The organism is Stenotrophomonas sp. NPDC077461 (assembly GCF_049545475.1).
Taxonomy (GTDB): domain Bacteria; phylum Pseudomonadota; class Gammaproteobacteria; order Xanthomonadales; family Xanthomonadaceae; genus Stenotrophomonas; species Stenotrophomonas nematodicola.
Window position 1 is genome coordinate 94,413 of the sequence record NZ_JBMWDO010000007.1, and the last position, 26,393, is coordinate 120,805.

The window sequence follows — 26,393 nt, forward strand, 5'->3', positions numbered from 1 at the left end:
GACCCGGTCACGCCTCGCGCGTGGCCCGGAACTGGTCCAGCAGCCACAGGGCTGCCGGCCCCAGCGGCGCATCCCTGGACCACACGGCATCGCAGGCGACCAGCCGCGGCCAGCCGGGCAGGGCGAGTTCGCGAAGCTGGCCGCGCCCGTAGCGGGCCACCAGCGCACGCGGCAGTTCGGCCCAGCCGAAGCCGTCTTCGGCCATCTCCAGCACCATCAGATAGTCCGAGGCGGCCCATGTCCGGCCGCGTGGCTGGCCGTTGCGTCGTTCATTGCCGCTCAGGCAGATCTGCCGGTGGCCGGCCAGATCTGCCTCATCGATGGCAGGGCGCTGCGCCAGAGCATGGCCGTGGGCAACGAACACGGCCATCTCGGCGCGCAGCGGCACCGCGCGTACCGCCAGACCGGCGGGATAGGCGGCCTGCTGCGGCAGCAACCCCAGATGGGCGCGGCCGCGCTGCACCGCGTCCAGCACATCCTCGCCCTCGGCATCCAGCCACTCCAGCTCGATGTCCGGAAAGCGCTGCTCGAAGCGCCGCAACAGGTGATGGGCGGGGTCGATCTGGTAAATGTCGGAGAACACCAGGCTCAAGCGCGGCTCCACCACATCGGCGAGGCGGATGCTGAGCTGCTCCAGGCGGTCGGCCGCGGCCAGCACGTCCTGCACATGGCCGAGTACCTTGCAACCGTCGTTGGTCAGTACGGGGTAGCGGCCACTGCGATCGAACAGGGTCAGCCCGAGGTCGGCTTCCAGCGTGGCGATCGCGGTGCTGATGGTGGACTGGGTCTTCTTCAGGCGGCGTGCTGCGGCGGAGAACGAGCCCAGCGCGGCGGCTTCGACGAACGCATGCAGGGATTCCGGGCTGTAGCGCATTGACGTATCGCCTTTTACGATGGAATCCATCTTTGATGTGATGGAATTGACGATGATAATAGGCGCCTCACCCGGGCGCCATCGCCCGTTCCGCGCATCCGCCGTTCCGGCCGATGCCCCGGTACCCCCGCGTCAGCAGGGCGCGCGCCGGCTGACATCAAGGAGCTCTCCATGCACACACAGGTGCATTCCCCGTCCCGTGCCCGTGGCGGCCTGACCGCCTGGTCCTGTCTGGTCGTGGCGATCATCGCCGAAGTGGTCGGCACCTCGTTCATGGCCCATGCCGCCCGTCATGGCGGCTACCTCGGCTATGCCGTGATGGCGGCCGCACTGGCCGTGTCGTACTACTTTCTGGCGCTGTCGGTGCGCGGCATCGCGGTCGGTGTGGCCTATGCAGTGTGGGAGGGCCTTGGCCTGACCCTGCTGACCCTGGTGGGCATCCTGGTGTTCAAGGACAGTCTGTCGCTGCAGCAGGCGCTCGGCCTGGCAATGGCGGCCGTCGGCATCGTCTGCGTCACGCTGGTCGAGGAGCACGGGCCATGAACCTCACCGCATTCCTGTTCGTGCTGTGCTCGGCACTGATCGATATCGCCGCCAACATGATGGTCGCCAAGTCCGATGGCTTCCGCAGGCCGGGATGGGGCATCGGCGCCATCGTGCTGGTCTGGGTCGCGTTTGCGCTGCTCGGCCAGGCGGTCAGAACGCTCGACCTGGCCACGGCCTATGCGATGTGGGGCGCCATCGGCGTGATCGGCACCGCCGTGTGCGGCCGGGTGCTGTTCGGCAATCGCCTGCGCCCGATCGGCTGGGTGGGCATCGCTCTGGTCACCGGTGCCGTCGTGGTGCTGTCCAGCCACTGATCGGGGTCAGCGGAACAGCTGGTTCAATACAGCGCCGGAGGCCGCATCGGCGAACCCGTCGAAGCGGCCTTCGTCCCTCAGCAGCTGCGAGGCCCGCATCATCCCGCCCCACGCGGTCCGTGCCATCGCACCGCCCACGCTGACCCGGCGTACGCCCATGTCGGCGATGTCCTGCAGGGTGTAGGGTACCGCGCTGCCCACCAGCAGGTTGACCGGTCGCGGTGCCACCGCGGCGACCACGGCCTGGATCTGCCCGGCGGTGGTGATGCCGGGGGCATACAGGCAGTCCGCACCGGCGGCCGCGTAGGCGCGCAGGCGGGTGATGGCATCGTCCAGGTCGGGGCGGCCTACGAAGAAGTTCTCCGCGCGGCCGACCAGAATCACGTCTTCACCGGACGCGTCGATCGCATCGCGCGCTGCGCGTACCCGTGCCACCGCCTCATCCAGCGTGCGCAGCGGGTGTGCCGGGTCCGGTCCGGCATCCTCGATGGAAATGCCGGCCACGCCGGTGGCGATGGCGCGCGCCACGTTGTGGCCCACCGCCTCGAGACTGCCGAAGCCGTCGCCGAAGTCCGCGTTCACCGGCAGCGGCGTGGCCGCTGCCAGCGCGTGCAGGTGCTCCAACGTAGCCTCCAGTGACAGCTCGCCGTCCGCGTTGCCCTGGCTCCACGCGACCCCCGAACTGGTGCTGGCCAGCGCCGGGAAGCCGAGGCTGTGCAGGTAGCGCGCGCTTCCCACGTCCCACGGGTTGGGCAGCACGAAGCAGCCGTGGTCGTGCAACGTGCGGAAGGCCGCGCGGCGCGGGCGCGGATCGAAGGAAAGTGCCGTCATCGTGCGCATCCGGTAAGCAGGGGGCCGATGGTAGCGCCAGCGCGGGCCGTTCAGAACGCGAGCGTGCCACCTTTGTTGTCGGAGGAGCGCGTGCAGCCGCCGCGGTCGAGCACATTCTCGACGCCGATCCCCAGCATCAGGTCGTGCCGTCCGGGCCCGACGTCGCAGCCAGCTCGGGCTGCAGCAGCGCTGCCATCCAGTCCATGAACGCCGCCGCCCGACGCGGCAGGTGGCGCCGCTGGGCGTAGAGCAGGCTCACCGGCATGGGTTCGGCCACGCACTGCGGAAGGATCTCCACCAGCGCGCCACTGGCCAGCGCCTGTCGGGCACCCAGACGGGGTACCTGGATGATGCCGAGCCCGGCCAGCGCCGCGGCGGTATAGCTCTCGCCACTGTTGACCGTTACCGCGCCGTGCATCGGCAGGGTCCGGTAGCGCTGCCCGTCGTGGTACTCGAAGCCGGGCGGGCGCTGGCCCAGCGTGCCTACATAGTGGACCAGCGCGTGAGCGGACAGATCGGCCAGCGCATGCGGCACGCCTCTCGCCGCGAGGTAGGCCGGGCTGGCGCAGTTGACGATGTGCATCCAGCGCAGCGGCCGTGCGACCAGGGTGTTGTCGTCGAGCGGTCCGACCCGGACCACGCAGTCGAAGCCTTCGCGGATCAGATCGACGCGGCGGTCGGTGCCGCTCAGTTCGATCTCGATCCCCGGGTGCCGGGCCAGGAAGTCAGGCAGGTGCGGGATCACCAGGTGCCGGGCCAGGCCGCTGGACATGTCCACCCGCAGCCGGCCCGTCAGTTGGCCGGTATCGCGGCGGAACATGCCCTGCAGCTCTTCGATGTCATCGAGCAGGTCGCGGGCGCGCTGCTGGAACCGGGCGCCGTCGGCGGTGAGTTGGACCCGGCGCGTGGTCCGGTGCAGCAGCTGCACACCGACCTCGGCCTCCAGACGCTGGACCGCCAGCGACACCGAGGCCTTGGGCAGGCCGAGCGTATCGGCGGCGCCGGTGAACGAGCCCAGTTCGGCGACACGCAGGAAGCTGCGGAGCTGGTCGAGGCGATCCACGGATTGTTCGCTCTGGTTGGACAGTAAAATCAGGATCGCGCGATTTATCCAGCCCGGCAACACCAATACGCTGCACCTCTACCCACGCAGGAGAGTGAGATGAGCGTTCAGAACCGTATCGTGCTGGTGACTGGCGGGAGCCGTGGCCTCGGGCGCAATGCCGCATTGGCCCTGGCCGCCGACGGCGCCGATGTGATCCTGACCTACCGCAGCCGGGCCGATGCCGCCCACCAGGTGGTGGCGGATGTCCAGGCGCTGGGTCGCCGCGCGGCGGCCCTGCCGCTGGACATGGCCAGCAGCGCCAGCTTCGGCGACTTCGCCGGACGCGTGCGTGACACGCTGCAGGGCTGGGGCGCGTCCCACCTGCAGGGCCTGCTCAACAACGCAGGCGAAGGTCTCTACGCGCCCATCGCCGAGACCACGCCGGACCAGTTCGATCATCTGGTGGCCGTGCATCTGAAAGGGCCGTACTTCCTGACCCAGGCGCTGTTGCCGTTGATTGCCGATGGCGGTCGCATCCTCAATGTCTCCAGTGGCCTGGCCCGCTTCTCGCTGCCAGGCAGCTCAGCCTACGCCATGATGAAGGGCGGGGTGGAGGTGTTCACCCGTTACCTGGCCAAGGAGCTGGGCGAACGTGGCATCAGCGCCAACACGCTGGCACCGGGCGCGATCGAGACCGATTTCGGTGGCGGCCGCGTGCGTGACAACGCGCAGACCAATGCGATGGTCGCCTCGATCACCGCACTTGGCCGCGCCGGGCAGCCCGATGACATCGGGCCTGTCGCGGCAATGCTGTTGTCGCCCGGTACCGGCTGGATCAATGCACAGCGGGTGGAAGCGTCCGGCGGCATGTTCGTGTGAGCGCGGCGGACGTGCGGCCGCCGGTCGCACGTCCGCAAACGGGTCGTATTCTCAGCAAGCCGCTATCATGGTGGGTTCCGATGACTGCGACGCCGAGTGTGACGTGAACGCAAAACCTCCGATGCACCCGATGGGCCGTGTGTTCGCCACCGTCGCCTTCATCGAAGCCCTGACCTGGGCCGGCCTGCTGATCGGCATGTACTTCAAGTACCAGGCCGCCGATCCGAGCCCGGTCGGCGTGCGCCTGTTCGGGCCGCTGCACGGGATCGCCTTCCTGGCGTATGTCGTGGTTACCGTGCTGGCTGCAGTGAAACTGCGCTGGCCGTGGTGGGCCGCGTTGGTGGCGTTGGCCGCCGCCATCCCGCCGCTGGTCACCCTGCCGCTGGAGGGGTGGTTCAAGCGCCGCGGCCTGCTGGCCGCCCGCGCCCGGTAACCAGGTCGGCGCGCCGGGGGAGCGGCTGGAAACCGCCGCTACATCCCGGTGCCGCCCGCCGCCACCGCAGCGCGGATCTGCTGCGGTGTCTGGAAGCCAGGCAGCCGGGACACTTCGTGCCCGTCACGCACCAGTTGCAGCGTCGGGGTCTGGCGCAGCCCAAGGCTGCGGAAGAATGCCTCGCCGAGCGTTTCCAGCTTCACGTTGAGCAGTACCACGCCCTCGGCCTGTGGGGTGGCGGCGAACGCGGCCAGCGACAGCGCCAGCATCCGGCAGCCGGGGCAGTTGTCCTTGTGGAAATCGACCAGCACGGTCGGGTGCGCGCGCAGCGCGGCGTGGTAATCATCCGGCGTGGTGGCGTGCAGGGTCAGCATGGCGCAGGGCCTCGATGGCGGCCGATACGTGATCGGCCCAGTGGTGAATGGTGCGGGTGTCGGCATCGCCGTGCGGCATCTGCTCGATCTCCAGAACCGGGTGCGGGGAACCGAAGAACCGCGCCAGCCGATGCGCCGCACCGCAGTAATACTCCTGGCCCCATTGGGTCTCGCCGGTACCAAACACCGCCACGCGCGCTGCCGGCGGCATTCCGGGGCCGTCGCGCAGCGTGGCGACGAACTGCTTCATCTCGGCCGGCGTGCGGCCGGCATTGTCGGTCCAGCAGCCCAGCAGCAGCGCATCGCGCGGCTGTCCAATGTCCGCTGCGTGCGCGCCGTCCACCTCCACGCACCGCACCACATGCCCGTGCATGCGCAGCCGTGCCGTCACGATGCGCGCGACCTCGCGGGTGTTGCCACTCAGGGAGGCATAGGCGAGCAGTACATGCATCGGCGTGGCCTACAGATCGTCGAAACCGTTGTCCGAACTGGTCTTCTTGTAGCTGGCATTGCGCATCTCGAAGAAGTCCGTCTTGGTCTCGGTGAAATTGTCGGCGTAGGCCTTGATCCACGGCATCACGTTGACAGTGGTATCGCTGTACAGCTTTTCGATGCCGAGCATGCCGGCCATTTTGTTGGCGCGGTACTTCACGTAGCGGATCATCTCGTCCACGTCGATGCCGTCGATACCGTCCAGCACTTCGCCGGTCCAGCGTGTTTCCAGCGCGATGGCGTGCTCGAACGCGTCGTGTACGTAGGCGGTGAGCTGTTCGCCCTGCAGTTGCTGGTTCTCGCCGACGATGGCGCGGATCAGCTCGCTGATGAACTTGGTGTGCGCCAGTTCGTCGCGGTTGATGAAGCTGATGATCTTGCCGGTACCGGTCATGCGGTTCTGCCGCACCAGGTTGTAGAAGAACGCGAACCCGGAATAGAAATTGATGCCCTCCAGGATCGACGACTGGATCAGCGCGCGGATCAGCGTCTCGGCGGTCTTCCCGCGCATGAAGTCGTCGTAGGACTGCATGATCGGCGCGTTGCGCGCCAGGATCGTCGGATGGGTCCGCGCCAGCTCGAACACCCGGTTCTGATCGGCCAACCCGGCAATGGAGGCCAGTACATAGCTGTAGCTCTCGTTGTGGATCACCTCCTGCTGGCCGATGATCGCCGCGTTGGCGTGGGCGGCCGGGTCGGTGATGTACTCGGCCACGTTGTAGATGAAGCGGGTCTGCGGCGAATCCAGCGTGGCCAGCAGACCGATGATCGAGTCGTACGCATTCTTTTCGCGGGCCGACAGCTCGCCGTACTGGCGGGCGTCGCCCTTCATGTCCACTTCGTCGGGAATCCAGAAGTTGGTCGACAGCTCCTTGTACGCCCGGTAGAAGGACGGGTAGGGGATGTCGTTCCAGTTGAGGATGCCACTGGTGCGGCCGTTGATGATCCCGGTGGAGCGGTTGGGATGGCGCGGTTCGAGGATCCTGATGCGTTCGAGCGGCGTTGCCATGAGGTGTCCGGAGTTGATCCCCCTGCGGCAGGGGGGGGGGCCGCGAAGCGGCGGGGTGTGGGTACCGGTGGGGAGGCGGTGCGGAGGCGCCGTGCTAGCTCCCGCACCATTCGCATTCGTCGATATCGATATCGTTCGAGCGCACGTAGTACGTCGTCTTGAGGCCTTCGCGCCACGCGCTCATGTGCAGCGCGAGCAGGGTGCTGGCGCGGATGGTGCTGGGCACATACAGGTTGAAGCTGATCGACTGGTCCACGTGGCGCTGGCGGCGCGCGTTCTGCCGGATGCTGGCGAACTGGTCCAGCCGGTAGGCCCCTTTTTCGTAGTAAGGGTAGGTGTCCAGCGACAGGCCCGGCGCGGCCACCGGGCGCCGGAAGTCCTTCTTTTCCTCGTAGTAGAACGCCCCGTACACCGGGTCGATCGAGGCGCTGGAGCCGGCGATCTGCGCGGTGCTCATATTGGGGGCCACAGCCATCAGCCAGCCGTTGCGCAGCCCGTGCACGCCGACCTGCGCGGCCAGCTCCTGCCAGGCCGGGCTGTCGTAACCACGGGCGCGGAAGTACTCGCCGTTGTGCCAGTCGCTGCCGAGGAAGGCGCTGTAGCGTCCCTTTTCCTCGGCCAGGCGCATGCTGGCCTGGATGGCCAGGTAATTGATGCGCTCGTACAGCGTGTCGGCGTAGTCCTCGGCCTCGCGCGCGTCCCACGCGATGTGCTGCTGGGCCAGCAGATGGTGCCAGCCGAAGGTCCCCAGCCCGATCGCACGGTACTTGCGGTTGGTGATGGTGGCCTGCGGCACCGGCAACTGGTTGAGGTCGATGACGTTGTCGAGCATGCGCACCTGGATCGGTACCAGCCGCTCCAGGACATCGCTGGACAACAGGTCCGGCGCCGCAGTCACCGCGCGGCCGAGGTTGATCGAAGACAGGTTGCACACCACGAAATCGCCGGCCTGGCGCGTGGTGACGATCTGGTCGCCGCTGATCATTTCCTGGATCAGCCGCGTCGGGCTCATATTCTGCAGAATCTCGGTGCACAGGTTGCTGGAGTACACCTTGCCGGCATGCTTGTTGGGGTTCATCCGGTTCACTTCGTCCCGGTAGAACATGAAGGGGTTGCCGGTCTCCAGCTGGCTGACCATGATCCGCTTGAACAGATCGATCGCCTTGATCGTGCGCCGCCCGATGCGCTCGTCGGCCACCACCTCGGCGTAGCGGTCGCGGAAACTGCCTTGGCCGCGCTGTTCGTCGTGGAAGTCCTGCAGGTACCAGCCCTTGATCCGCTTGACCTCGTGCGGATCGAACAGATACCAGTCGCCGCGCCGCTCGACGGCCTCCATGAACAGATCCGGCAGGCATACCGAGGTGAACACATCGTGCGCGCGCAGGCGCTGATCGCCGTTGTTCAGGCGCAGGTCGAGGAAGTTCTCGATATCGCGGTGCCACACATCCAGGTACACCGCGATGGCGCCCTTGCGCTGGCCAAGCTGATCCACGCTGACGGCCGTGTTGTTGAGCTGTTTGATCCACGGCACCACGCCGCCGGAGGAATTGGCGACGCCGCGGATCGATGCGCCGGCCGAGCGCACATAGCCCAGGTACGCGCCCACGCCGCCGCCGTGCTTGGAGACCCGCGCCACGTCGGTATTGGAGTCGTAGATGCCCTGCAGGCTGTCGTCGACAGTATCGATGAAGCACGACGACAACTGGCCAGCCACCTTGCCGGCATTGGCCAGGGTCGGGGTGGCCACTGTCATGTACAGGTGCGACAGTGCCCAGTACGCTTCGCGCACCAGCAGCATGCGCCGGCGCCGGCTGCGGTCGCCACTGCGGTGCTCGTGCTGCATCAGGTACAGCGCGATGGTCAGCCAACGCTCCTGCGGCAGCTCGTACACGGCGCGCGAGTGATCGGTGGCCAGGTAGCGGGTGGCCAGCAGATACAGCCCGTTGTAGGCGAACAGCAGGTCGCGGTCCGGCTCGATCATCCGGCCGGCTTCCTCCAGTTCTTCCTTGGAATATGCCTTGAGGATGTCGATGGAATACACATTGCGGTCGGCCAGGCTCTCCTGGAGACCCACGTAGGAGCCGTATCTGAGAGCCGCATCGTAGAACCGGTTCTTGCTGGCGCGCTTGTACAGTCGGCGCAGGTACAGGCGTGCGGCGAAGTGCTCCCATTCCGGCGCGGTGAGATCCACGCGCGATTCCGCTTCGCGGATCAGCAGGTCCACCATCTCATCGGCGCTCAGCTGCTGCCGGCGCGCGAGCAGGGCCAACACGCCGTCCCGATAGCCGGCCAGGTCCAGCTGCGGGAACTCGGCGTGTACGGTCTGCAGCGTCCGCTCCAGGCGCTGCCGGTCGAACGGCATGCGGCGGTTGCCGCCTTCCTTGGTAATCCACAGGGCCGTATCGGCCGCAGGCAGGGCCGGGTCCGGCAGCGTGCAGCTGTCGGCGGCGGCGGAGGTGTCTTCGTTGCTCATCGGAATTCCATGCAGGACGCGGTTGTCGTGGCGCGATGCGCGCATCGCGGCGGCCGGTCGGGCGTCATGGAGGCGGTGTCCTGCGGGGGCAGGTGGTCGGAACCGGTGCGGACCGGCGACCTCGGGTGTGCTTCCAGACGTCGTTCGCGGGGTCACGCCGTGCGGGGTGCAGGGACGTGACGGAACACCGGGCCTGGCGGAAGCGGGGAGCCGATGAACACAACATAGTGTGGGTCTGCCTCATCGTCAACATCATATGTTGGGCTGTCGCCCAACAAGAGGTGACCAAATGCCGCAGTCCAACGCTGCGGCGGCGCCTACCGCCAGCGGCGCCTTTCCAGGATCACGGTGCGGTCGTGAACCAGTTGGGCGTGCAGCCGTGCGTAGGCCATGTCGGTGAACGCGGCGGCCATCGGCGAGGCCGCCGCATCGCGTGCGGTCTGCGCCCGTGCGGCATCCAGGTTGTCGCTGCGCAGTGCGAGGTCGGCCAGCACGATCACCCGGCCCGGCTGCACCTCCACATAGCCACCCGATACGTAGATGTGCATCGGATGCGCCTCGGCGACCGGATGGATCGTGAGCATGCCTTCGCGCAGCGTGCTGAGCAGGGGCGTGTGCTGTGCCATGACACCGAACTCGCCCTGGCTGCCGGGCAGTCGCACCTCGCGCACGTCGCCGGACCACAGTTCGCCGGTCAGGCTGATCACCTGCAGCGCGACAGGGTGCGTCGTCGTCGCGATGAACGCCGGCAGCGCCGTGGTCGGGCGGGGGGTAGCCATGATGGTGCACCAGGTCGAGGTGCACCGAGCTTAGCCGCGTGCCTGTGTGCGCGAATTGATGACTGAACGTCCGCCATCGTCATCGCCATTTCGCGAATGCGAACTGTTATCATTTGATCCGATAGCCACATTGATCACCGATCAGTGAAGCCGATCAATCAACGCGCGTGGGCGGATCCGCGCGCGCCATCCATTCTGATTGGCAGTGGTCCTCATGCACGCACGCTCCACGGTTTCTGGACTTCCCGCGCTGGTATTCGCCGCGCTCGTCGGCACGATGGCGATGATGTCCTTCGTCGCGGTGATCGGTCCGGTGGTGCGCCTGCTTGGCCTCGCCGAATGGCACGCCGGTCTTTCCGTGACGGCTGCGGGAGTGCTGTGGATGCTGTCGGCACGACGCTGGGGCATGCTCAGCGACCGGATCGGCCGGAAGCGGGTGCTGTTGATCGCGCTGGCCGCCTACGCGGCGATCTACGTGTTGATGGCGGTCTTTGTCGACAACGCGTTGCAGTCCCCGCCCGCGTTGTGGGTGTCGGTGCTTGCGCTGGTCGGCACACGGGCACTGGTGGGCCTGTTCTACGCCGCTGTGCCGCCGACCGCGGCCGCGCTGGTTGCTGACGAGGCCGCGCCCGGCCAGCGGGCGGGGGCGATGGCCAAACTGGGGTCGGCCAATGCACTGGGCATGGTGGTCGGCCCTGCCGTCGCAGGCTGGATCGCATTCCAGCATCTGTCGCTGACGCTGTACATCGCCGCACTGCTGCCGGTGCTCGCGTTTGCGGTGATCGCGTGGCGGTTGCCTGCCCACGGGCCCGCAGCACCCCGCCAGGACGGGCCGCGACCACGCCTGGCCTGGGGCGATGCGCGCCTGCGACTGCCCGTGCTGGCGGTCTTCGCTGCAATGATCTCGGTCACCATCGCGCAGGTCACAGTGGGCTTCTTTGCGATCGACCGGCTGCAGCTGTCGCCGGCCGATGGCGCCCGTGTGGCGGGGTTGGCGCTGACGGCCGTGGGCGTGGGCCTGATCCTCGCGCAGGTGCTGGTGATGAAGCTGTCGCATATTCCGCCGCGACGCTGGATTGCGGTGGGCGCATTGATCGCCGCGATCGGTTTCGCATCGGTCGCGGCGGTGGCAACGTCGTGGCAGCTGCTGCTGGCCTACGCTGTCGCCGCGTTCGGCATGGGCTTCGTGTTCCCCAATTTCCAGGCGCTTGCCGCCGACTCGGTCGAGGCCGGCGAGCAGGGCGCAGCGGCCGGCACAGTGGCCGCCGTGCAGGGCCTGGGCATGGTGATCGGACCGATGGTGGGTACCCTGATGTATCAGTGGTCGCCCAGCGCGCCGTATCTGCTGGTCGGCGTCCTGCTCCTGCTGCTGGCGACGGCGGCAGCCCTGCACGGCCGCGGCGGTGCCGCATGAGCGGGACGCTCGCCGCCGGGGCACTCCGGGATGACGTGGCCGAGGCGGTCGGCCCGGCGCAGGACGCACCACTGTTCCTGCTGCGCGCTCCCCGGCGCAGCCTCGCCGCGCACGGCTGCCGCGCCCGGCTGCCGGCCGGCACCACTGCGACGCTGGCAGAACGCGTCGCCCGGTTCTTCGCCAGCGCCAGGCCTGGCCCTGCGCTGCTGGTGGGTGCGCTGCCGTTCGACCCGGACGGGGACGACGCACTGTTCCAGCCCGACAGCATGACGGACACGCTGCCGCCCGCGCCGCCCGCTGCGCCGGCCACGGTTGCCGACCTGCGGGCCGAGCCCGGCGGGGCCGCGTATGCGCAGGCGGTAGCAGACGCCGTCACGGTACTGCGCAGCCCCGGTGCCATGCTGCAGAAGGTGGTGCTGGCGCGCAGCCTGCGCGTGGCCAGCATCCAGCCGGTCGTGCCGACCGCGCTGGCCGCGCGACTGGGCCGTGACCCGAGCGTGGCGACGTACGTGGTGCCGCTGCCCGATCCCGGGGACGCGCCGGCCTGGCTGGTCGGCGCCACGCCCGAGCTGCTGGTGTCCCGCCGCGGGCCGCTGGTGTACTCGCATCCGCTGGCCGGCTCCGCGCGCCGCTGCGCCGATCCCGACGAGGACGCGCGCGCGGCCGAGGCGCTGCTGGCATCGACCAAGGACCATGACGAGCACCGCCATGTGGTCGAGGCGATCGTGGCCGCGCTGGCGCCGGTGTGCGAACACGTCGAGGCAACCGCGCAGCCATCGTTGCATGCCACGGCCAGCATGTGGCACCTCGGCACGCGCATCCAGGCCCGGTTGAAGGACCCGTCCACGACGGTTGCCTCGCTGGTCGCGCGCCTGCACCCCACGCCGGCGGTCTGTGGCACGCCGCAGCGCCTGGCACTGGACACGATCCGTTCGCTGGAGCCGGTGCCCCGCGGGTTCTACGCGGGCGCGGTTGGCTGGACCGATGCGCAGGGCGATGGCGACTGGTATGTCGCCATCCGCTGCGCGCGGGTGCAGGGCCGCCAGGTGCGGCTGTATGCCGGCGCCGGCGTGGTGGCCGGTTCGGACCCCGCTGACGAGCTGGCCGAGACCGCTGCCAAGTTCACCGCACTGCTGACCGCGCTCGGTGTCAGCGATGCCCCAACGACATGAAGCACCCGGAGCCTGCGATGACCGCCGCCCCCCCTTCTGGCAGACCCCCGCTGCGGCAGACCTGGCCGCCGGCCTTGGTGGCCCGCTACCGCGCTGCCGGCTACTGGCGCGGCGAGACCTTTCCAGGTTTTCTGCGCGAGCGGGCGCAGCAGCATCCCGACCGCATTGCGGTAGTGGGCGGTGACCTCCGTCTGACCTATGCGCAGCTGTGGCAGGAGGCAGGGCGCATCGGTGCCGGCCTCCTCGCGCTCGGCCTGCAGCCGGGTGACCGCGTGCTGGTGCAGCTCGGCAACGAGCCGGCATTCATCAGCGTCGTGTGCGCCCTGTTCCGCGCCGGCCTGGTGCCGGTGTATGCCCTGCCGGCACACCGCATCGGCGAAGTGGCGCACCTGGCCGCCAAGGCCGACGCAGGTGCATTCATCACCTCGGCCGTGCGCGATGGTTTTGACCACCGCAGCCTCGCGCGCGACGTGCAGGCGCAGGTGCCGTCGGTCCGCCATGTGGTCATCGCCGGAGAGGCCGAAGACTATTCTGCGCTGGATGACCTGGCCGGTGACCCGGCGCAATTGCCCGGCGATCCGGACCCGCAGTCCGTGGCGTTCCTGCAGATCTCCGGCGGCAGTACCGGCCTGCCCAAGCTGATCCCGCGCACCCACGACGACTACATCTATTCGTTCCGGGCCAGCAACGGCATCTGCGGCATCAACCAGGACAGCGTGTACCTGGTGGCACTGCCGGCCGCGCACAACTTCCCGATGAGTTCGCCCGGCTTCTTCGGCGCGCTGTATGCCGGTGCGCGGGTGGTGCTCAGCGCCGGTGCCGGGCCGGACGTGGCGTTTCCGCTGATCGCCCGCGAGGGAGTCACCTGCGTTGGGCTGGTGCCGCCGCTGGCACTGCTGTGGGCGCAGGCCGCGCAGACCACCGTGCATGACCTGTCCAGCCTGCAGGTGGTGCAGGTGGGCGGTGCCAAGCTGGTGCCGGAGGCGGCGCGGCGCGTGGTTGCAGGCCTCGGCTGCCAGCTGCAGCAGGTGTTCGGCATGGCCGAAGGACTGGTCAACTACACCCGCCTGCACGATCCCGAGGACCGTGTGCTCACCACCCAGGGTCGGCCGATCAGCCCTGACGACGAGGTGCTGGTGGTGGACGGGGAGGGCCGTCCGGTTGCCGACGGCGAGACCGGCGATCTGCTGACCCGCGGCCCCTACACGATCCGTGCGTACCACAACGATCCGGTCGCCAATGCGCGCAGCTTCACCGAGGACGGCTTCTACCGCACCGGCGACCGTGTGCAGCGCGTCGACGGCGGGTACCTGGTGGTACAGGGCAGGGCCAGCGACCATATCAACCGGGCCGGCGAGAAGGTGTCTGCCGAAGAGATCGAGGACCACCTTCTCGCCCATGCGGGCGTCTTCGATGCGGCGGTGGTGTCCCTGCCGGACCCTCACCTTGGCGAGCGCAGCTGCGCATTCGTGATCGCGCGTGGCGCGCCGTTGACCGGGCCGGCGCTGAAAGCGTGGGTGCGGGGGCGCGGACTGGCGGCGTTCAAGGTGCCGGACCAGATCGTGTTCGTCGACGCATTCGATACCACAGCGGTGGGCAAGGTCAGCCGCCGCGAACTGCGCGCTCACCTGCGCGCGCGTTTCCTGCAACCCGATGGAGTTTCGCCCTGATGGCACTGCCGACAATTCACGCGTATCCCTTGCCGCAGGCCGACGAGCTGCCGGCAGCTCGAGGCCCCTGGCGGCCAGACGCCGCGCGCGTGGCACTGCTGGTGCACGACATGCAGCAGTATTTCCTGGCCGCGTTCGCGCCGGACGCATCGCCGTTGGCACCGGCGGTGGCCAATATCGAGCGCCTGCTGGTGCAGTGCCGTGCACGCGGCATCCCGGTCTTCTACACGGCACAGCGCGGGCAGCAGGATCGACGCGACCGGGGCCTGCAGGCCGATCTCTGGGGGCCGGGCATGTCCGCCACCGCCGCGCACGAGACCATTCTCGACGCGGTCGCGCCCGCCGCCGGGGACCACGTGCTGGTCAAGCACCGCTACAGCGCCTTCCAGCGCAGCAATCTGCAGACGCTGATGCGTGCACGCGGCCGCGACCAGCTGCTGGTCACCGGGGTGTATGCACACATCGGCTGTACCGCTACCGTGCTGGAGGCGTTCCAGCACGACATCGAGGCCTTCATTGCCGCCGACGCGGTCGCTGACTTCTCGCGCGATGACCACGACATGGCGATGCGCTGGATCGCGCGCACCTGCGGCGTGCCGATGACCACCGCGCAGCTGCTGGAGGCATTGGCATGAGCGTGCCGTCGCCGTTGACGCTGGAACGGATGCGTGCGGATATCGCGGGCATGCTGCATGAAGCCCCCGACGCCGTGGGCGACGACGACCACCTGATCGACCTCGGGCTGGATTCGATGCGCGTGCTTGGCCTGGTGCTGGCCTGGAGCAACACCGGCATCGCGCTGGAGTTCAGCCACCTCGCCGAACACACCACGCTGCGCGCATGGTGGGCCGTGGTGCAGCGCCTGCAGGGCGCCGCCACGGCATGAACGCTCCGCACGCACCGGAGCGCCACGCGCTGACCGAGGCGCAGACCGGACTGTGGTATGCCCAGGCAGTAGCGGCCGAAGCGGCGGCGTTCAACACCGCCCACGTAGTGTGGATTGACGGTGCGCTGGACGAGCCGGCCTTCGCCGCCGCTGTGGCCGTGGCCGTCGCCGAGACCGATGCGCTGGCGCTGAGATTCGCCGAGACCGACGATGGCGTGCCGGTGCAATGGGTGGACCCCGCCCAGCGTCCGCGCCTGGAATACGTGGATGTGTCGGCGCACGAAGAACCCGAGCAGGCCGCGCGCCAGGGCATGGACGACGACCGTCTGCGCGGTGGACCCGCGGCGCGACCGCCTGGCCGTGCAACGCCTGTATCGACTCGGGCCGGCACGCTTCGCCTGGTACCTGCGGGTTCATCACCTGGCGACCGATGGCTATGGCATGGCGCTGTTCTGCGAACGGGTCAGCGCGCTGTATGCCGCCAGCAGGACGGCAGCGTCGGCGCCGGTGCCGCTCGCACCGCTGCGGCCGGTGCTGGACGAGGATATCGACTACCGCGACAGCCAGCGACGGGGCGACGACGCGGCGTATTGGCATGCCTACCTGCAGGCGGCTCCGCCGGTGGATGGCCCGGGCGGTCGGACTGCCGCAGCGTGCGCGGACGCGCTGCGGATCGAGCGCGAGGTCGAGCCGGCATGGTTGGTACGGGTGCAGGCCGCGTCCACCCGGACCGGCGTGCCGTGGCCGGACCTGCTGACCGCGCTTGTGGCGGCGTATTGCCAGCGCATGGCCGGTGCGGATGAAACCGTCGTGGGCGTGCCCTATATGGGACGGCTGGGCAGCGCCTCGGCGCGCGTTCCGGCGATGGTGATGAACGTGCTGCCCCTGCGCGTTGCCGGGGGCGCCGAGCCGGTGGCGACCTTCATCGCCGGCGTTGCCCGCGACCTGACCCGCGCACGTCGGCATGGCCGCTATCGCGGTGAGCAGCTGCGCCGTGATCTCGGGCGTGTGGGTGCACAGCGCCGCCTGCATGGACCGCTGGTGAACCTGCAGCCGTTCTATCGCCCGCTGCCACTCGCGGGCGTGGCTACCCGGCTGCAGGTGCTGGGGACCGGGCCGGTGGACGATCTCACCCTCGGGTTCCGCGGCGATGGTGGTAGCCGGCTGACGCTGGAAGTCGAGGCAAATCCCGCGTTGTACAGCCCGCTCCAGGCGCAGGCGCATGCCACGCGCCTGCTGCATTTCGTGACCCGCGCTCTGGATGCCCTGGACGCCCACGGTGCAATGGACGATATCGCCCTGGCCACGCCGGCGGAAGCACACTGGGGCGTGGTGGAGACCAACGCCACCGCCCATCCGCTGCCCGACACCCCCTTGGCAGCGCTGCTGGACGCTGGCATGGCGCTCCAGCCCGACGCCCCCGCCGTTGTCTTCGGCGCAACCAGGCTCAGCCATGCCGTGCTTGAGCAGCGCAGCCGCGCACTGGCGCTGCAGTTGCGTGCCCTCGGGGCCGGCCCTGGTACCCACGTGGCGATCGCCTTGCCGCGTTCGCTGGATCTGGTGGTGGCGCTGGTGGCCGTCGTGCGGGCCGGCGCTGCGTACCTGCCGTTGGACCTGGACCACCCGCCGGAGCGTCTCGCGCGCATCCTGCGCTCGGCCGCGCCGATCTGTGTGCTCGCCGAGGCCGAGGCGGCCATTCGCCTCGACGGCGCGGCCGTGGTTTCGCCCGCGCAATGGGCACGGGAGCCAGGCGCCGCTCTTGCGCCGCTGGCCGGACCGGCAGATGCGGCCTACGTGATCTATACCTCCGGCTCCACCGGCGAGCCCAAGGGCGTGGTGATCGAACACCGCGCCATCGTCAATCGCCTGCTGTGGATGCGTGACCACTACGGCATCAGCGCCGACGACCGCATTCTGCAGAAGACCCCTGCCACCTTTGACGTGTCGGTCTGGGAGTTCTTCCTGCCGGTGCTTTGCGGTGCGGTGCTGGTCGTGGCGCCGCCCGACGCGCACCGCGATCCGATACTGCTCGCCGACCTCGTGCGCACCCACGCCATCACTACGCTGCATTTCGTGCCGTCGATGCTGGCGGCATGGCTGGCTACCCCGGCCGTACATGGGCTGGCGCTTCGCCGCGTGTTCACCAGTGGCGAAGCGCTCGATGCCGAGCTGCGCGACCGCTTCCACGCCACGCTCAACGCCGAGCTGCACAACCTTTACGGGCCCACGGAGGCCGCAGTGGATGTGAGCTGGTGGCCCGCCGGGCCAACCGATGCCGCGCGCCCCGTGCCGATCGGTTTCCCGGTCTGGAACACCCGCCTGTACGTGTTGGACGCGCGCCTGCGTCCGCTGCCACCGGGCGTGACCGGCGAGCTGTACCTGGGCGGCGTGCAACTCGCCCGCGGCTACCTCGGCCGTGACGACCTCACCAACGAACGCTTTCTTGCCGACCCGTTCCTGCCGGGCGAGCGCATCTACCGCACCGGCGATCTCGCGCGCCGGCGCGAGGATGGCGCGGTGGACTATCTCGGCCGCACCGACAACCAGATCAAACTGCGCGGGCTGCGCATCGAACTGGGCGAGATCCAGTCCGCGTTGTGCAGCGCGCCGGGCGTCGAGCGGGCCGAAGTCCTGCTGCGCGAAGACCGTCCGGGCGAACGGCGACTGGTTGCCTACGTGGGCGGTGCGCCGCTGGACGTCACGGCGCTGCGCGCCCACGTGGCCGGTCTGGTACCGGACTACATGCTGCCCGCCGCGTTCGTACACATGGCCCAATGGCCGGTGACCGCCAACGGCAAGCTCGATCGCGCGGCGCTGCCGGCGCCGGCCGGCCCCGACAGCCACGGTTGTCCGTCGCGCACCCCGACGGAGCACGCGCTGGTGGCGCTGTTCGCGCAGGTGCTGCGCCACGACGCGCCGATCGGGATCGACGCCGACTTCTTCGCGCTGGGGGGGGATTCGCTCAGCGCGGTCCACCTGCTGCTGGCGATCCAGGCGCGTTGGCGCTGCGACCTGGGCCTGGGCGCAGTGTTCGCCACACCGACCGTGGCCGGGCTGGCGGCCCGGATCGACGCGCCGCCACAGACGGCCGATCACGGCCTTGCACCGTTGATCCGCTTGGCCACGGGCACCGACGCGCGCGCACCGCTGTTCGTGGTCCATCCTGCAGGCGGCATTGCCTGGAACTACCGCGACCTGGCGCGCAGCCTGGACCCGACCCGCGATGTATTCGGCCTGCAATCGCCGGCGCTGGACCCGGCGCGGGACCTTCCGGACAGCATCGAGGCGCTGGCGGACGCGTACGTGGCGCGGGTGCAGGCGCAGGCTCCGGAAGGCCCGGTGCACCTGCTGGGCTGGTCGGTGGGCGGCATCGTCGCCCAGGCGATGGCCGTCGCACTGCAGGCGCAGGGCAGGGCGGTGGGCATGCTGGCCCTGCTGGATGCCTATCCCAGCGACTGCTGGCGCGCGGAGCCCGAACCCGACCCGGTGGCAGCGCTGCGTGCGCTGCTGGCCATCGCCGGTCATGACCCGGACGCGCATCCCGAGCTGGACAGTCGCGAGCGCATTCTCGCCTTCCTGCGCCGCAGCGACAGCGCGCTCGGCAACCTGCCGGGCGTGGTGCTCGATGGCGTGGTGCGTGCGGTGACCGGCACCAACCAGCTGATCCGCGCCCATCACCATGCCCGCTATGATGGCCCGCTGCTGCACGTGCGCGCAGGGCTGGACCACGCCCATCGGCCGCATCTGCTGTCCAGCCTGTGGGCGCCGCATGCGGCCGTCGTCGAAACGATCGAGCTGCCGTTCCTGCATGCCGAGCTGACCGGTCGCGATGCGGTGGCACAGTTGGCCCCCGCGCTGTCGGCACGTCTGCAGCAGTGGGACGCCACACAGGAGGCATCCAGGTGAAACTGACCGGATTTGAAGGGACTGTGGCCGTGGTTACCGGCGCCGCAGGCGGCATCGGCGCAGCACTGGTGAGGCTGCTGCTGGACAGCGGCTGCATCGTGGTGGCCACCGACCGCGACGCGACGATGCTGCCAGCGTCGACGCGCACGCTGCACACGCGGACGCTGGACGTGGCCGATGCCCGCGCTGTCGACGCGCTGGTCGCGTGGACCGAGACCACGCTCGGGCCGATCGGGTTCGGCGTCAACGTGGCCGGTGTGCTCCAGGTGGGAACCGTTGCCGACACCGACGATGCACAGTGGCGGCACGTATTCGCGGTCAACAGCGACGGCGTATTCCATCTGGGCCGGGCGCTGGCGCGGGTGATGACGCCGCGTCGACGCGGCGCCATTGTCACCGTCAGTTCCAATGCGGCCGGCGTACCGCGTCACGGTATGGCGGCCTACGCCGCATCGAAGGCTGCCGCTACCATGTTCACCCGCTGCCTGGGTCTGGAGCTGGCGCCGCTCGGCATCCGCTGCAACATCGTCGCGCCCGGCTCGACCCTGACGCCGATGCAGACCGGCATGTGGGCCGACGAAAGTGGCGCCCAGGCCGTGATCGATGGCAATCCCGGTGCGTACAAGGCCGGCATCCCGCTGCGCAAGCTGGCCACGCCGGACGACATCGCGCAGGCCGTGATGTTCCTGTTGTCCGACCAGGCCGGCCACATTGCCATGAGCGATCTGTACGTGGACGGCGGCGCTACCCTGCGCGGCTGAGGGTTTGACAATGAGCAGGGATCTGGAAGCGGACGCGCTACCGCGGTGCCACACCGTGGCTGTTTGCACGGGTGACACTTGCCGCCTGCAGCTTTCATCTCCTCCCAGTGCGTAACAGAGATCGTGAAGCACGTCGGATGACACCGTAGAATTGGCGTCCAGACGCAATTGCGAAGGACTCGAGCTGAGGAATGGATTGGATTACCGAACAGTTGGAGTTTTCACCGAAGGCCGGTGACGTGATTCATCACTATTGCAGTGCTGAAACCTTCCTTTCCATCCTCACTCACCGCACCATTCGCTTGTCCGACATTCAGTGCATGAATGATCGTGGTGAGCGGATCTGGGGAAGGGAGATCATCGGGCAGGTGGCGCTGGCGGTGTCCGCCGGCAAGGCCTACGCGGCCGATTTCGTCCGAGGTCTCGCAGCTGCGATCGATTTCTGGCAGATCAATTCCATTGCCGCCGCCGCCTGCTTCTCTCTACATCCGGATTCACTCGGTCAGTGGCGAGGTTACGCGGAGGATGGAAGCGGATTCTCGATTGGATTCGACGCATGCGCAATGACGGCTGTTGACCGTCTAAGTTCAGTGCATTGCGTCTACGATCCCGAGGATATCCGGAAGAAGATCGAGTTCAGTGTCAACGCGATCTATCAGCGCTTTGCAGGCAACCTTGCAAGGAGTGGCTGCCAATGGGCTGACGGGACGGAGGTTCTTGATCTCGGTGCTGAGGTGAAGGAATCCGCCGGAGCTTACGCAACGCCGTGGCACGATAGAGACACGATGTTTCTATGCGTAAGCCTGACCCGAGCATTGGAATCCTTCAAACATCCGGCTTTCGAGCAGGAGGGCGAAATCCGACTTACCCACATCGTACATCGCGTTGAATCGGGAGCGGCGTTCCGCCTGGAGTCTGCCAACAAGAAGATGACCGAGCCAAGAATTCAGTTCCGGCTCCGGAACGGGGTGCCTGCGCCATTCCTTGATTTTCCGCTACCCGGCAATGACGAGCGTGGGCACCCGATAAGAGACGTCATTCTCGGCCCAAAGAACCCTGCCTCGCCTGAGCAGATTTCGGTCATGCTGGAAACAATGCGCTTCCCGGACGTCCGGGTACGTCGATCCAGTGCGCCGTACTGCTAGGTCGAACGGTGGCGTGCCGGTAGAGCGCGCCGGTGCGGGCGCGCGCTTAGGAAAACATCACCCGGGCTTGCGTGCACGCGGCCGGCGCGGCTTGCCAGCTGAGGGCCTGGGGCCCTCCTTGCCGCCCAGCAGGCCGCCCTGCTGCAGGTGTTCCATCCAGGCCAGCGCGTCGACGTAGGCCATGAAGTGGCGCAGATAGCCGGGGGCCAATTCGCCCATGCGGGTCATGGCGCGGTGAATGAGCACGGCCGAGTTCAGCGGTCCGCCGTCGCCCGGTCCCTGCGCCAGCGACTGCCGGACCTGGCTGCGCGTGCGCACCGCCGTCCACAGGGCCTGGAACTCGGCAACGGCCGGCATCGCCGGAAAGGCCGAGGGTGTTGGTGAGGGAGCTGCGGACAGCCGATCGGCGCCCGGGGCGTCGGCGGTCTGCGCCCGCAGCGCCCCGCGCAGGGCGTGCAGCGCGGCCTGGCCAGGCCGTGTGCCGGGGGGCGTAGCAGGGGCGGCGGGTACTGGGATGGTCAGCGCCTGCGCATACGCGGCAACGCGGGTGGCCAGCGTCTGCTCCAGCTGCGCGCGCGCCGCGCCGTCATGGTCCTGCGCACGCTCTGCCAGCGACTGCATCGCCTGCAGCCGCCACGGCGTGTGGCCGGCGGCGGGCTGCGCCAGCCACTCGGCCAGTTGCGCGCGTGGATCGGTCCGATCAGTGCGCATCGCGCGGTGCCGACGGGCGGGGCATCGGGGCGATCTCCACCCGGCGATTGCGCGCGCGGCCTTCCTCGTCGGCGTTGGAGCCCACCGGCTGCTCCGCGCCGAATGCCGCCGCGAAGACCGCATTGGCCGGCACGCCCTCGGCAATCAACGCGCGTGTCACGGTCAACGCACGTTCGGCCGACAGCGCCCAGTTGTCGGCGAACTGGCGGTTGCCTTCGCGCACCTGGCGGTCGTCGGTGAAGCCGCTCACCATCAGGATCTCCTCGCGCGAGGCGAGGTAGCCGGCCAGCGGCGCCGCCAGGCTGTGCAGCAGTTCGCGGCCTTCAGGCTGCAACTGGTCGGAGTTCAACGCGAACAGCACGCTGCCGCGGATGCCGATGCGACCATCCACCAGCGTGACGCGGCCAGCCGCCAACGGCACCGCCAGTGCCTGTTCCAGGCTCTGGCGACGCTGGGCCTCGGCCTGGCGTTGTTTGACCTCCTGGTCCAGCCGGTCGGACAGCTCCACCTGCAGCACCACCACGCCGACCAGAATCAGCACGAATGCGCCCAGCAGCACCGACATCAGGTCGCCGAAGGCGGCCCAGATCGGCGCACCGGACTCGCCGTCGGACTCGATCTCTCCGCTCATGCGGTTTCCGTTTCCGCGGCGGTGCCGCGACCGGCGAGGGCCTGCAGCTCCTCGATGATCTGCTTCTGGGAAAGCACGCTGAGATCGATCACTTCACGCGCCTGCGCCACGTAGTAGGCCAACTGGTCGTCGCTACGCGCCAGCGTGGTCTCCAGCGCGCCGGCGATCTGCTCCAGGCGTTCGCCCAGGCCCTGGCTGGAACTGCCGAAGGTGTGCATCGCCGCACCGAACGCATCGGCGAGGCTGGCCACGTCCACGGCACTGCCGGCGACCTGTGCCGCCACCGCGTCGAGCTTGCCGGTTTCGGCGGCGATGTGGTCGGTGAAACGGCTGCCCACGCGTTCCATCAGCTCGGCGGAGGTGCTGACCAGCGCATCGACCGCGCCACGCTGCTCTGTGGACGCGTGGTTGACGGCATCGAGCAGCGTCCCCAGCGTGGCCAGCAGATGGCTGCGTTCCTCCAGCATCGCGGTGTCGTGGACCATGCTGTCGGAGAGCTTCTGGCGCAGTTCGGCCACCACGTCGGCCGCCGCCTTCGGCGCTTCCGACGCGGCCTGCACGAGGCGCGAGATTTCGCTGATGGTGTCGCTGGCGTGCGCCTGGGCCTGCGCGGTGATGCGCTCGGCGGTGACGGCCAGGGTGTCGCAGATCGCCTGCTGGCGCTGCGCGATCTGATCCCCGGTACGCTCCCAGCGGTCGCCCAGGCGGGCCGACAGCGTGTCGAAGGCGGCAGTCCAGGTGGTCAGGCGCAGCGCGTCGCGCGACTCCAGCGCTGCCTGCAGGCCGGCGTGGGACTGCTGCATCGCCTCGATCAACGACAGGCTGCGCGCCTCCAGCGCGTCCGCAGCGGCGGCCAGCGCCTGCTGGTTGCGCTCCACCAGTGCCGCGTTGACGCTGTCCTGGCGCGCCAGTGCGTCCTGCCAGGCAGTGGCGGCGCCGGCAGCACCCGCGTCCAGTCGCAGTGCAAGCGCATCCAGCAGGTCGGTCGCACGTTGATCGTGGCGCTCGCCGAACCGGGCCAGTGCCGTGGCGAGCTGGGAGAGCAACGCGGTCTGGGTCTGCGACTGTGCGTCCAGACCGGCCTGCCAGGTGTCGGCCGAGGCCTGCAGGCGCGTGGACACCGCATCGAGCAGCGCGACGGTGCGGGCGTCGTCACGCGTTGCCGCTGCGGCGAGGTCGGCGCGCAGGGCGCTGGCCAGTGCCGCGCCGGCGTCCTGCTGTTCGCTGGCAAGCGCGTGCTGCGCTGCCTGCTGGGCGGCTACGCCGCGTTCCCACTGCTGCACCGTGTCCTGCAGGCGGGCGGACACCGACTCCACCAGCGTGCCGATCCGGCCATCGTGGTGCTCGGCGAAGGCGCCCAAGGCGTCACGCAGATCGCTGGCCAACGCCGACTGGGCGTCACGTTGCGCGCCGAGCGCAGTGCGCCACTGGTCCGCCGCCTCTGTGCGGCTGGCCTCGAAACCTGCGGTGAGGCCATCCAGTTGACGTTGCACGGCGTCGCGCACCGCTGTCTGCAGCGCCGTGTTCTCGCGGACGATGCCGGTGAGCGTGCCTTCCAGCAGCGGCTGCAGCACATCGCCGATGGCCCGGGCGCTGTCGGCGACGCCGGTCTGCAGCGTGGCCTGTACCGCGTCGGCGAAGCGGGCGTGGTCGGCGTCCATGCGGGCATGGAAGGCCTCCTGGCTGGCGAGCAGCCGCTCGCTCGCCGCCGTACTGCTCTGTTCAATGGCCTGCGTCATCGCCTGCAGGCGCTCGACCAGGGTGGGCAGCACGCCGGCCTGCTGCTCCAGCAGGCGCAGGGTTTCGCTGCGCTGGTGCGCCTGCGAATGCACGTGCAGCGTAGTCGCGATCTGGCCATCCAGCCCCTGCACGGCGAGCAGACGCTCGCGTCGGCACAGCGCGGACAGCAGGCCGAGCATGGCCGAGGTGGTCACGCCGGCGATCGACGTGCCGAATGCAACGGCCAGCCCCTCCACCGGTGCGCCAACCGACCCGCGGATGGCCTGCAGGTCGGTGGCGTGGGCCAGCGCCAGGCCGGTGCCACGCAGGGTGGCCATCATGCCCAGCAGCGTGCCGAGCATGCCGAGCAGCACCAGCAGGCCGACCAGGTACGGGGTGAGCGTGGGTGCCGGCAGCGCGATGCGCTCGCCTTCCACCCGCAGACGGACCGCATGGCGCAGGGCCGGCGGCACGCGCTGCAGCCAGCCGGCCAGGCCCTCGTTGGCCGCCGACACGTCACGCACGGCCGCCTCCAGCGCCCGCGTGCCCTGCCGGTAGCGGTACAGTTCCACACCGCCGGCGAGATAACACGCGCCGATCAACAGGGCGACCGCCGCACCGACCGGGTTGGAACCGACATAGCCGGCGCCGATCCAGCAGACCGCAGTCAGGCCGAGGAGGAAGACAACAACGTAGAGGCTGTTCTTGAACATGGGGTCCCAGTTATCGGGGCCGAAGCGCTGCAAGCAGGCCTTCGATCGGTTGGAAACGAACGTCCAGCTCGGCCATCGCGACGTTCTGCATATCGATGCGGAACGCGGTGCGCCAGGTGGAAACGAGGGGTGGGGCAGTGGCCGGTTCCGCCGTCGGCGCAGGCTCGGCCGCGTCCTGCAGACGCTGGAAGTGCGCAGCGAGCAGGTCGGGGATGCCGGCCAGCAGGGCGTTCTCGCGCGGGCTCAGGGTCTGTTCCATGACCGCGTCGATCTCCGCCAGCCGCGCCAGCGCCGGCGACCGTGCCGCAAGCATGTCGCGCAGGCGGCCACGCAGCCGCCCGGTCGCGGCCATCATCGCCCGCTGCTGGGCCTGGTAGCGCCGGCTGAACACGGCCGCGTCCGCGCCTTCGGCCACCGCGCGCTCCGTCTCGGCGTCCTGCTGCAGCGAGGCCATCAACGTCGCGCGGACACGGACGCACGCCGCGTCCTCGGCGGCGTCGAACACCGAGGCAGGCGCGGGGGCAGGGGGCAGGCGGCCGTCGAGCGCGCGCGACAACGCCACCGCCCGGGTCCAGTCCACCCATTGGCTCAGGCGGTCGGACAGGTCGGGGCTGGACAGCGCGATCCCGCCGTCCATGAGCCCGGACAGCAGGCGGATGAAGGCCGGGCCCGCTACAGGCGTCCGGTGCGGCGTAATGGGCATGATCCCGCGTAAAAACGGCGAATTTTACACGTGATCGGCAGGGGGCGCCGGTTTCGGGCGTTCAGCCGGCAGCGCTGGGTGCGGCCTTGCGCCGCAGGGGCCGGCGGCGCATCGCGTATCATCGGCCCTCGTTTTTCCTGTGCCTCCGGTCGCCGCTCCTGGCCATGTCGTCTTCACCGTCCACCCCGAACCCGGCCGCCGCCGATGATGGCGATGCGCTGCGGTTCTGCAGCACCTGCGCCTTCTCCGACGCCTGTGCGTCGCAGGGCTACGACAAGAGCGCGCTCTCCGAGCTGCATGTGCTGGTGGACCATGTGGGCCCGTTCCATGCCGGTGAGCCGGTGTTCCGCGCAGGGGAACCGTTCGACGCCATCGCCGCGGTCCGTGCCGGCATGGTCAAGACCACCGTCATTGACAGCCAGGGCCACGAGCAGGTGCTGGGGTTCAGCCTGCCGGGCGAGGTGATCGGCCTCAATGCCATTCATGACGGGCGCTATCCCTGCGATGCGGTAGCACTGGACACCGTCTACCTGTGCCGGTTCTCGTTTCCGCGCATGAGCCTGCTGGCGACCCGCATGCCCGGCCTGCAGGCGCGGCTGTTCAGCCTGCTCAGCGCCGAAATCGGCAAGGTGGCGATGCTGGCGGCCAATCACCGCACCGACGCGCGGGTGGCGGCGTTCCTGCTGGACCTGTCCGGCCGCTATGCGCGTCGGGGTTTCTCGGCCACCCGCTTCACGCTGATGATGGCGCGTACCGACATCGCCAACTACCTGCGCATGGCGCCGGAGACCACCACACGTGTGCTGCGGCGCCTGCAGGACGATGGTCTGATCGAAATCCAGCAGCGCGACGTGCTGCTGCGGCGGCCGGATCGACTTGCCGCGCTGGTGGCGTCGGCCGACGCCGGATGAGC

The 26,393-nt window shown here is 69.0% G+C and carries 24 protein-coding genes and 1 pseudogene; 13 read left to right on the top strand and 12 right to left on the bottom strand.

Annotation, left to right across the window (positions count from 1 at the left end):
• Positions 1-7: 7 nt before the first annotated feature.
• Complete coding sequence (locus tag ACPEH8_RS13455; RefSeq protein ID WP_136004991.1) at positions 8-874, bottom strand: LysR family transcriptional regulator; 867 nt, start codon at positions 872-874, stop codon at positions 8-10.
• Between the two features lie 171 nt (positions 875-1,045).
• Here ACPEH8_RS13455 and ACPEH8_RS13460 point away from each other — a divergent pair, with 171 nt between their 5' ends.
• Together ACPEH8_RS13460 and ACPEH8_RS13465 are read left to right on the top strand one after the other, a co-directional pair.
• Positions 1,046-1,417 (top strand): DMT family transporter, encoded by a 372-nt coding sequence (locus ACPEH8_RS13460; RefSeq protein WP_423667090.1) that lies wholly within the window; start codon positions 1,046-1,048, stop codon positions 1,415-1,417.
• Positions 1,414-1,734: a DMT family transporter gene (locus ACPEH8_RS13465; protein ID WP_017356455.1), complete on the top strand. Its 321-nt coding sequence runs from the start codon at positions 1,414-1,416 to the stop codon at positions 1,732-1,734. The genes ACPEH8_RS13460 and ACPEH8_RS13465 overlap by 4 nt, the downstream gene beginning before the upstream one ends.
• Before the next feature lie 6 nt (positions 1,735-1,740).
• Here the strand turns inward: ACPEH8_RS13465 and ACPEH8_RS13470 are convergent, their stop codons facing one another.
• Positions 1,741-2,565, bottom strand: coding sequence for an isocitrate lyase/PEP mutase family protein (locus ACPEH8_RS13470; protein ID WP_153164044.1), 825 nt, complete (start codon positions 2,563-2,565; stop codon positions 1,741-1,743).
• A 136-nt stretch (positions 2,566-2,701) separates the two neighbouring features.
• Positions 2,702-3,628: a LysR family transcriptional regulator gene (locus ACPEH8_RS13475; RefSeq protein WP_423667093.1), complete on the bottom strand. Its 927-nt coding sequence runs from the start codon at positions 3,626-3,628 to the stop codon at positions 2,702-2,704.
• 99 nt (positions 3,629-3,727) lie between these two features.
• Here ACPEH8_RS13475 and ACPEH8_RS13480 point away from each other — a divergent pair, with 99 nt between their 5' ends.
• Positions 3,728-4,489, top strand: a complete 762-nt coding sequence (locus tag ACPEH8_RS13480; RefSeq protein ID WP_423667096.1) for an SDR family NAD(P)-dependent oxidoreductase — start codon at positions 3,728-3,730, stop codon at positions 4,487-4,489.
• Positions 4,490-4,610: 121 nt separating this feature from the next.
• On the top strand, positions 4,611-4,922 hold the full coding sequence (locus tag ACPEH8_RS13485) for a DUF3817 domain-containing protein (protein WP_026070831.1): 312 nt from the start codon (positions 4,611-4,613) through the stop codon (positions 4,920-4,922).
• 38 nt (positions 4,923-4,960) lie between these two features.
• Here the strand turns inward: ACPEH8_RS13485 and ACPEH8_RS13490 are convergent, their stop codons facing one another.
• The 5 genes from ACPEH8_RS13490 to atpC form a co-directional block, all read right to left on the bottom strand.
• A complete protein-coding gene (locus tag ACPEH8_RS13490) occupies positions 4,961-5,296 on the bottom strand; it encodes a thioredoxin family protein (protein WP_017356460.1) in 336 nt (111 codons plus the stop codon).
• Positions 5,265-5,747 carry a flavodoxin gene (locus ACPEH8_RS13495; RefSeq protein ID WP_017356461.1) on the bottom strand — a complete coding sequence of 161 codons (483 nt, stop codon included), beginning with the start codon at positions 5,745-5,747 and terminating at the stop codon, positions 5,265-5,267. Before ACPEH8_RS13495 ends, ACPEH8_RS13490 begins: the two co-directional genes overlap by 32 nt.
• 9 nt (positions 5,748-5,756) lie before the next feature.
• The gene (locus ACPEH8_RS13500; protein ID WP_017356462.1) at positions 5,757-6,797 is read right to left on the bottom strand and encodes a ribonucleotide-diphosphate reductase subunit beta; all 1,041 of its coding nucleotides are present in this window, start codon (positions 6,795-6,797) and stop codon (positions 5,757-5,759) included.
• A gap of 94 nt (positions 6,798-6,891) precedes the next feature.
• Positions 6,892-9,270, bottom strand: a complete 2,379-nt coding sequence (locus ACPEH8_RS13505; RefSeq protein WP_423667099.1) for a ribonucleoside-diphosphate reductase subunit alpha — start codon at positions 9,268-9,270, stop codon at positions 6,892-6,894.
• A gap of 317 nt (positions 9,271-9,587) precedes the next feature.
• The gene (atpC, locus tag ACPEH8_RS13510; RefSeq protein WP_017356464.1) at positions 9,588-10,049 is read right to left on the bottom strand and encodes an ATP synthase F1 subunit epsilon; all 462 of its coding nucleotides are present in this window, start codon (positions 10,047-10,049) and stop codon (positions 9,588-9,590) included.
• Between the two features lie 214 nt (positions 10,050-10,263).
• On the opposite strand from atpC, the gene ACPEH8_RS13515 reads away from it, so the two are divergent.
• The 8 genes and pseudogenes from ACPEH8_RS13515 to ACPEH8_RS13550 all read left to right on the top strand — a co-directional run bounded on the left by ACPEH8_RS13515 (position 10,264) and on the right by ACPEH8_RS13550 (position 21,003).
• A complete protein-coding gene (locus ACPEH8_RS13515) occupies positions 10,264-11,463 on the top strand; it encodes an MFS transporter (protein WP_136004849.1) in 1,200 nt (399 codons plus the stop codon).
• A complete protein-coding gene (locus ACPEH8_RS13520; protein ID WP_423667102.1) occupies positions 11,460-12,635 on the top strand; it encodes an isochorismate synthase in 1,176 nt (391 codons plus the stop codon). Before ACPEH8_RS13515 ends, ACPEH8_RS13520 begins: the two co-directional genes overlap by 4 nt.
• 17 nt (positions 12,636-12,652) lie before the next feature.
• Positions 12,653-14,305, top strand: a complete 1,653-nt coding sequence (locus tag ACPEH8_RS13525) for a (2,3-dihydroxybenzoyl)adenylate synthase (RefSeq protein ID WP_136004845.1) — start codon at positions 12,653-12,655, stop codon at positions 14,303-14,305.
• Positions 14,305-14,940: an isochorismatase family protein gene (locus tag ACPEH8_RS13530; RefSeq protein ID WP_026070973.1), complete on the top strand. Its 636-nt coding sequence runs from the start codon at positions 14,305-14,307 to the stop codon at positions 14,938-14,940. Before ACPEH8_RS13525 ends, ACPEH8_RS13530 begins: the two co-directional genes overlap by 1 nt.
• The gene (locus ACPEH8_RS13535) at positions 14,937-15,191 is read left to right on the top strand and encodes a phosphopantetheine-binding protein (RefSeq protein WP_017357301.1); all 255 of its coding nucleotides are present in this window, start codon (positions 14,937-14,939) and stop codon (positions 15,189-15,191) included. The genes ACPEH8_RS13530 and ACPEH8_RS13535 overlap by 4 nt, the downstream gene beginning before the upstream one ends.
• Positions 15,188-19,097 (top strand): annotated as a pseudogene (locus tag ACPEH8_RS13540) (amino acid adenylation domain-containing protein). The gene ACPEH8_RS13535 and the pseudogene ACPEH8_RS13540 overlap by 4 nt, the downstream one beginning before the upstream one ends.
• Positions 19,094-19,858, top strand: coding sequence for a 2,3-dihydro-2,3-dihydroxybenzoate dehydrogenase (locus tag ACPEH8_RS13545; RefSeq protein WP_423667105.1), 765 nt, complete (start codon positions 19,094-19,096; stop codon positions 19,856-19,858). Before ACPEH8_RS13540 ends, ACPEH8_RS13545 begins: the two are co-directional and overlap by 4 nt.
• Before the next feature lie 191 nt (positions 19,859-20,049).
• Positions 20,050-21,003, top strand: a complete 954-nt coding sequence (locus ACPEH8_RS13550; RefSeq protein ID WP_423667107.1) for a DUF2971 domain-containing protein — start codon at positions 20,050-20,052, stop codon at positions 21,001-21,003.
• A 57-nt stretch (positions 21,004-21,060) separates the two neighbouring features.
• Here the strand turns inward: ACPEH8_RS13550 and ACPEH8_RS13555 are convergent, their stop codons facing one another.
• From ACPEH8_RS13555 to ACPEH8_RS13570, 4 genes are read right to left on the bottom strand one after another with little or no spacing between them, the layout of a single operon-like run.
• The gene (locus ACPEH8_RS13555) at positions 21,061-21,714 is read right to left on the bottom strand and encodes a DUF2894 domain-containing protein (protein WP_136004840.1); all 654 of its coding nucleotides are present in this window, start codon (positions 21,712-21,714) and stop codon (positions 21,061-21,063) included.
• Entirely contained in the window at positions 21,704-22,345 is a 642-nt protein-coding gene (locus tag ACPEH8_RS13560) for an OmpA family protein (protein WP_153164053.1), read from the bottom strand. The genes ACPEH8_RS13555 and ACPEH8_RS13560 overlap by 11 nt, the downstream gene beginning before the upstream one ends.
• Complete coding sequence (locus ACPEH8_RS13565; protein WP_423667110.1) at positions 22,342-24,777, bottom strand: DUF802 domain-containing protein; 2,436 nt, start codon at positions 24,775-24,777, stop codon at positions 22,342-22,344. Before ACPEH8_RS13565 ends, ACPEH8_RS13560 begins: the two co-directional genes overlap by 4 nt.
• 10 nt (positions 24,778-24,787) lie before the next feature.
• On the bottom strand, positions 24,788-25,480 hold the full coding sequence (locus ACPEH8_RS13570; protein WP_136004835.1) for a DUF3348 domain-containing protein: 693 nt from the start codon (positions 25,478-25,480) through the stop codon (positions 24,788-24,790).
• 164 nt (positions 25,481-25,644) lie between these two features.
• Between ACPEH8_RS13570 and ACPEH8_RS13575 the strand changes: the two genes are divergently transcribed.
• Complete coding sequence (locus ACPEH8_RS13575) at positions 25,645-26,391, top strand: helix-turn-helix domain-containing protein (protein WP_017356491.1); 747 nt, start codon at positions 25,645-25,647, stop codon at positions 26,389-26,391.
• Positions 26,392-26,393: the final 2 nt, after the last annotated feature.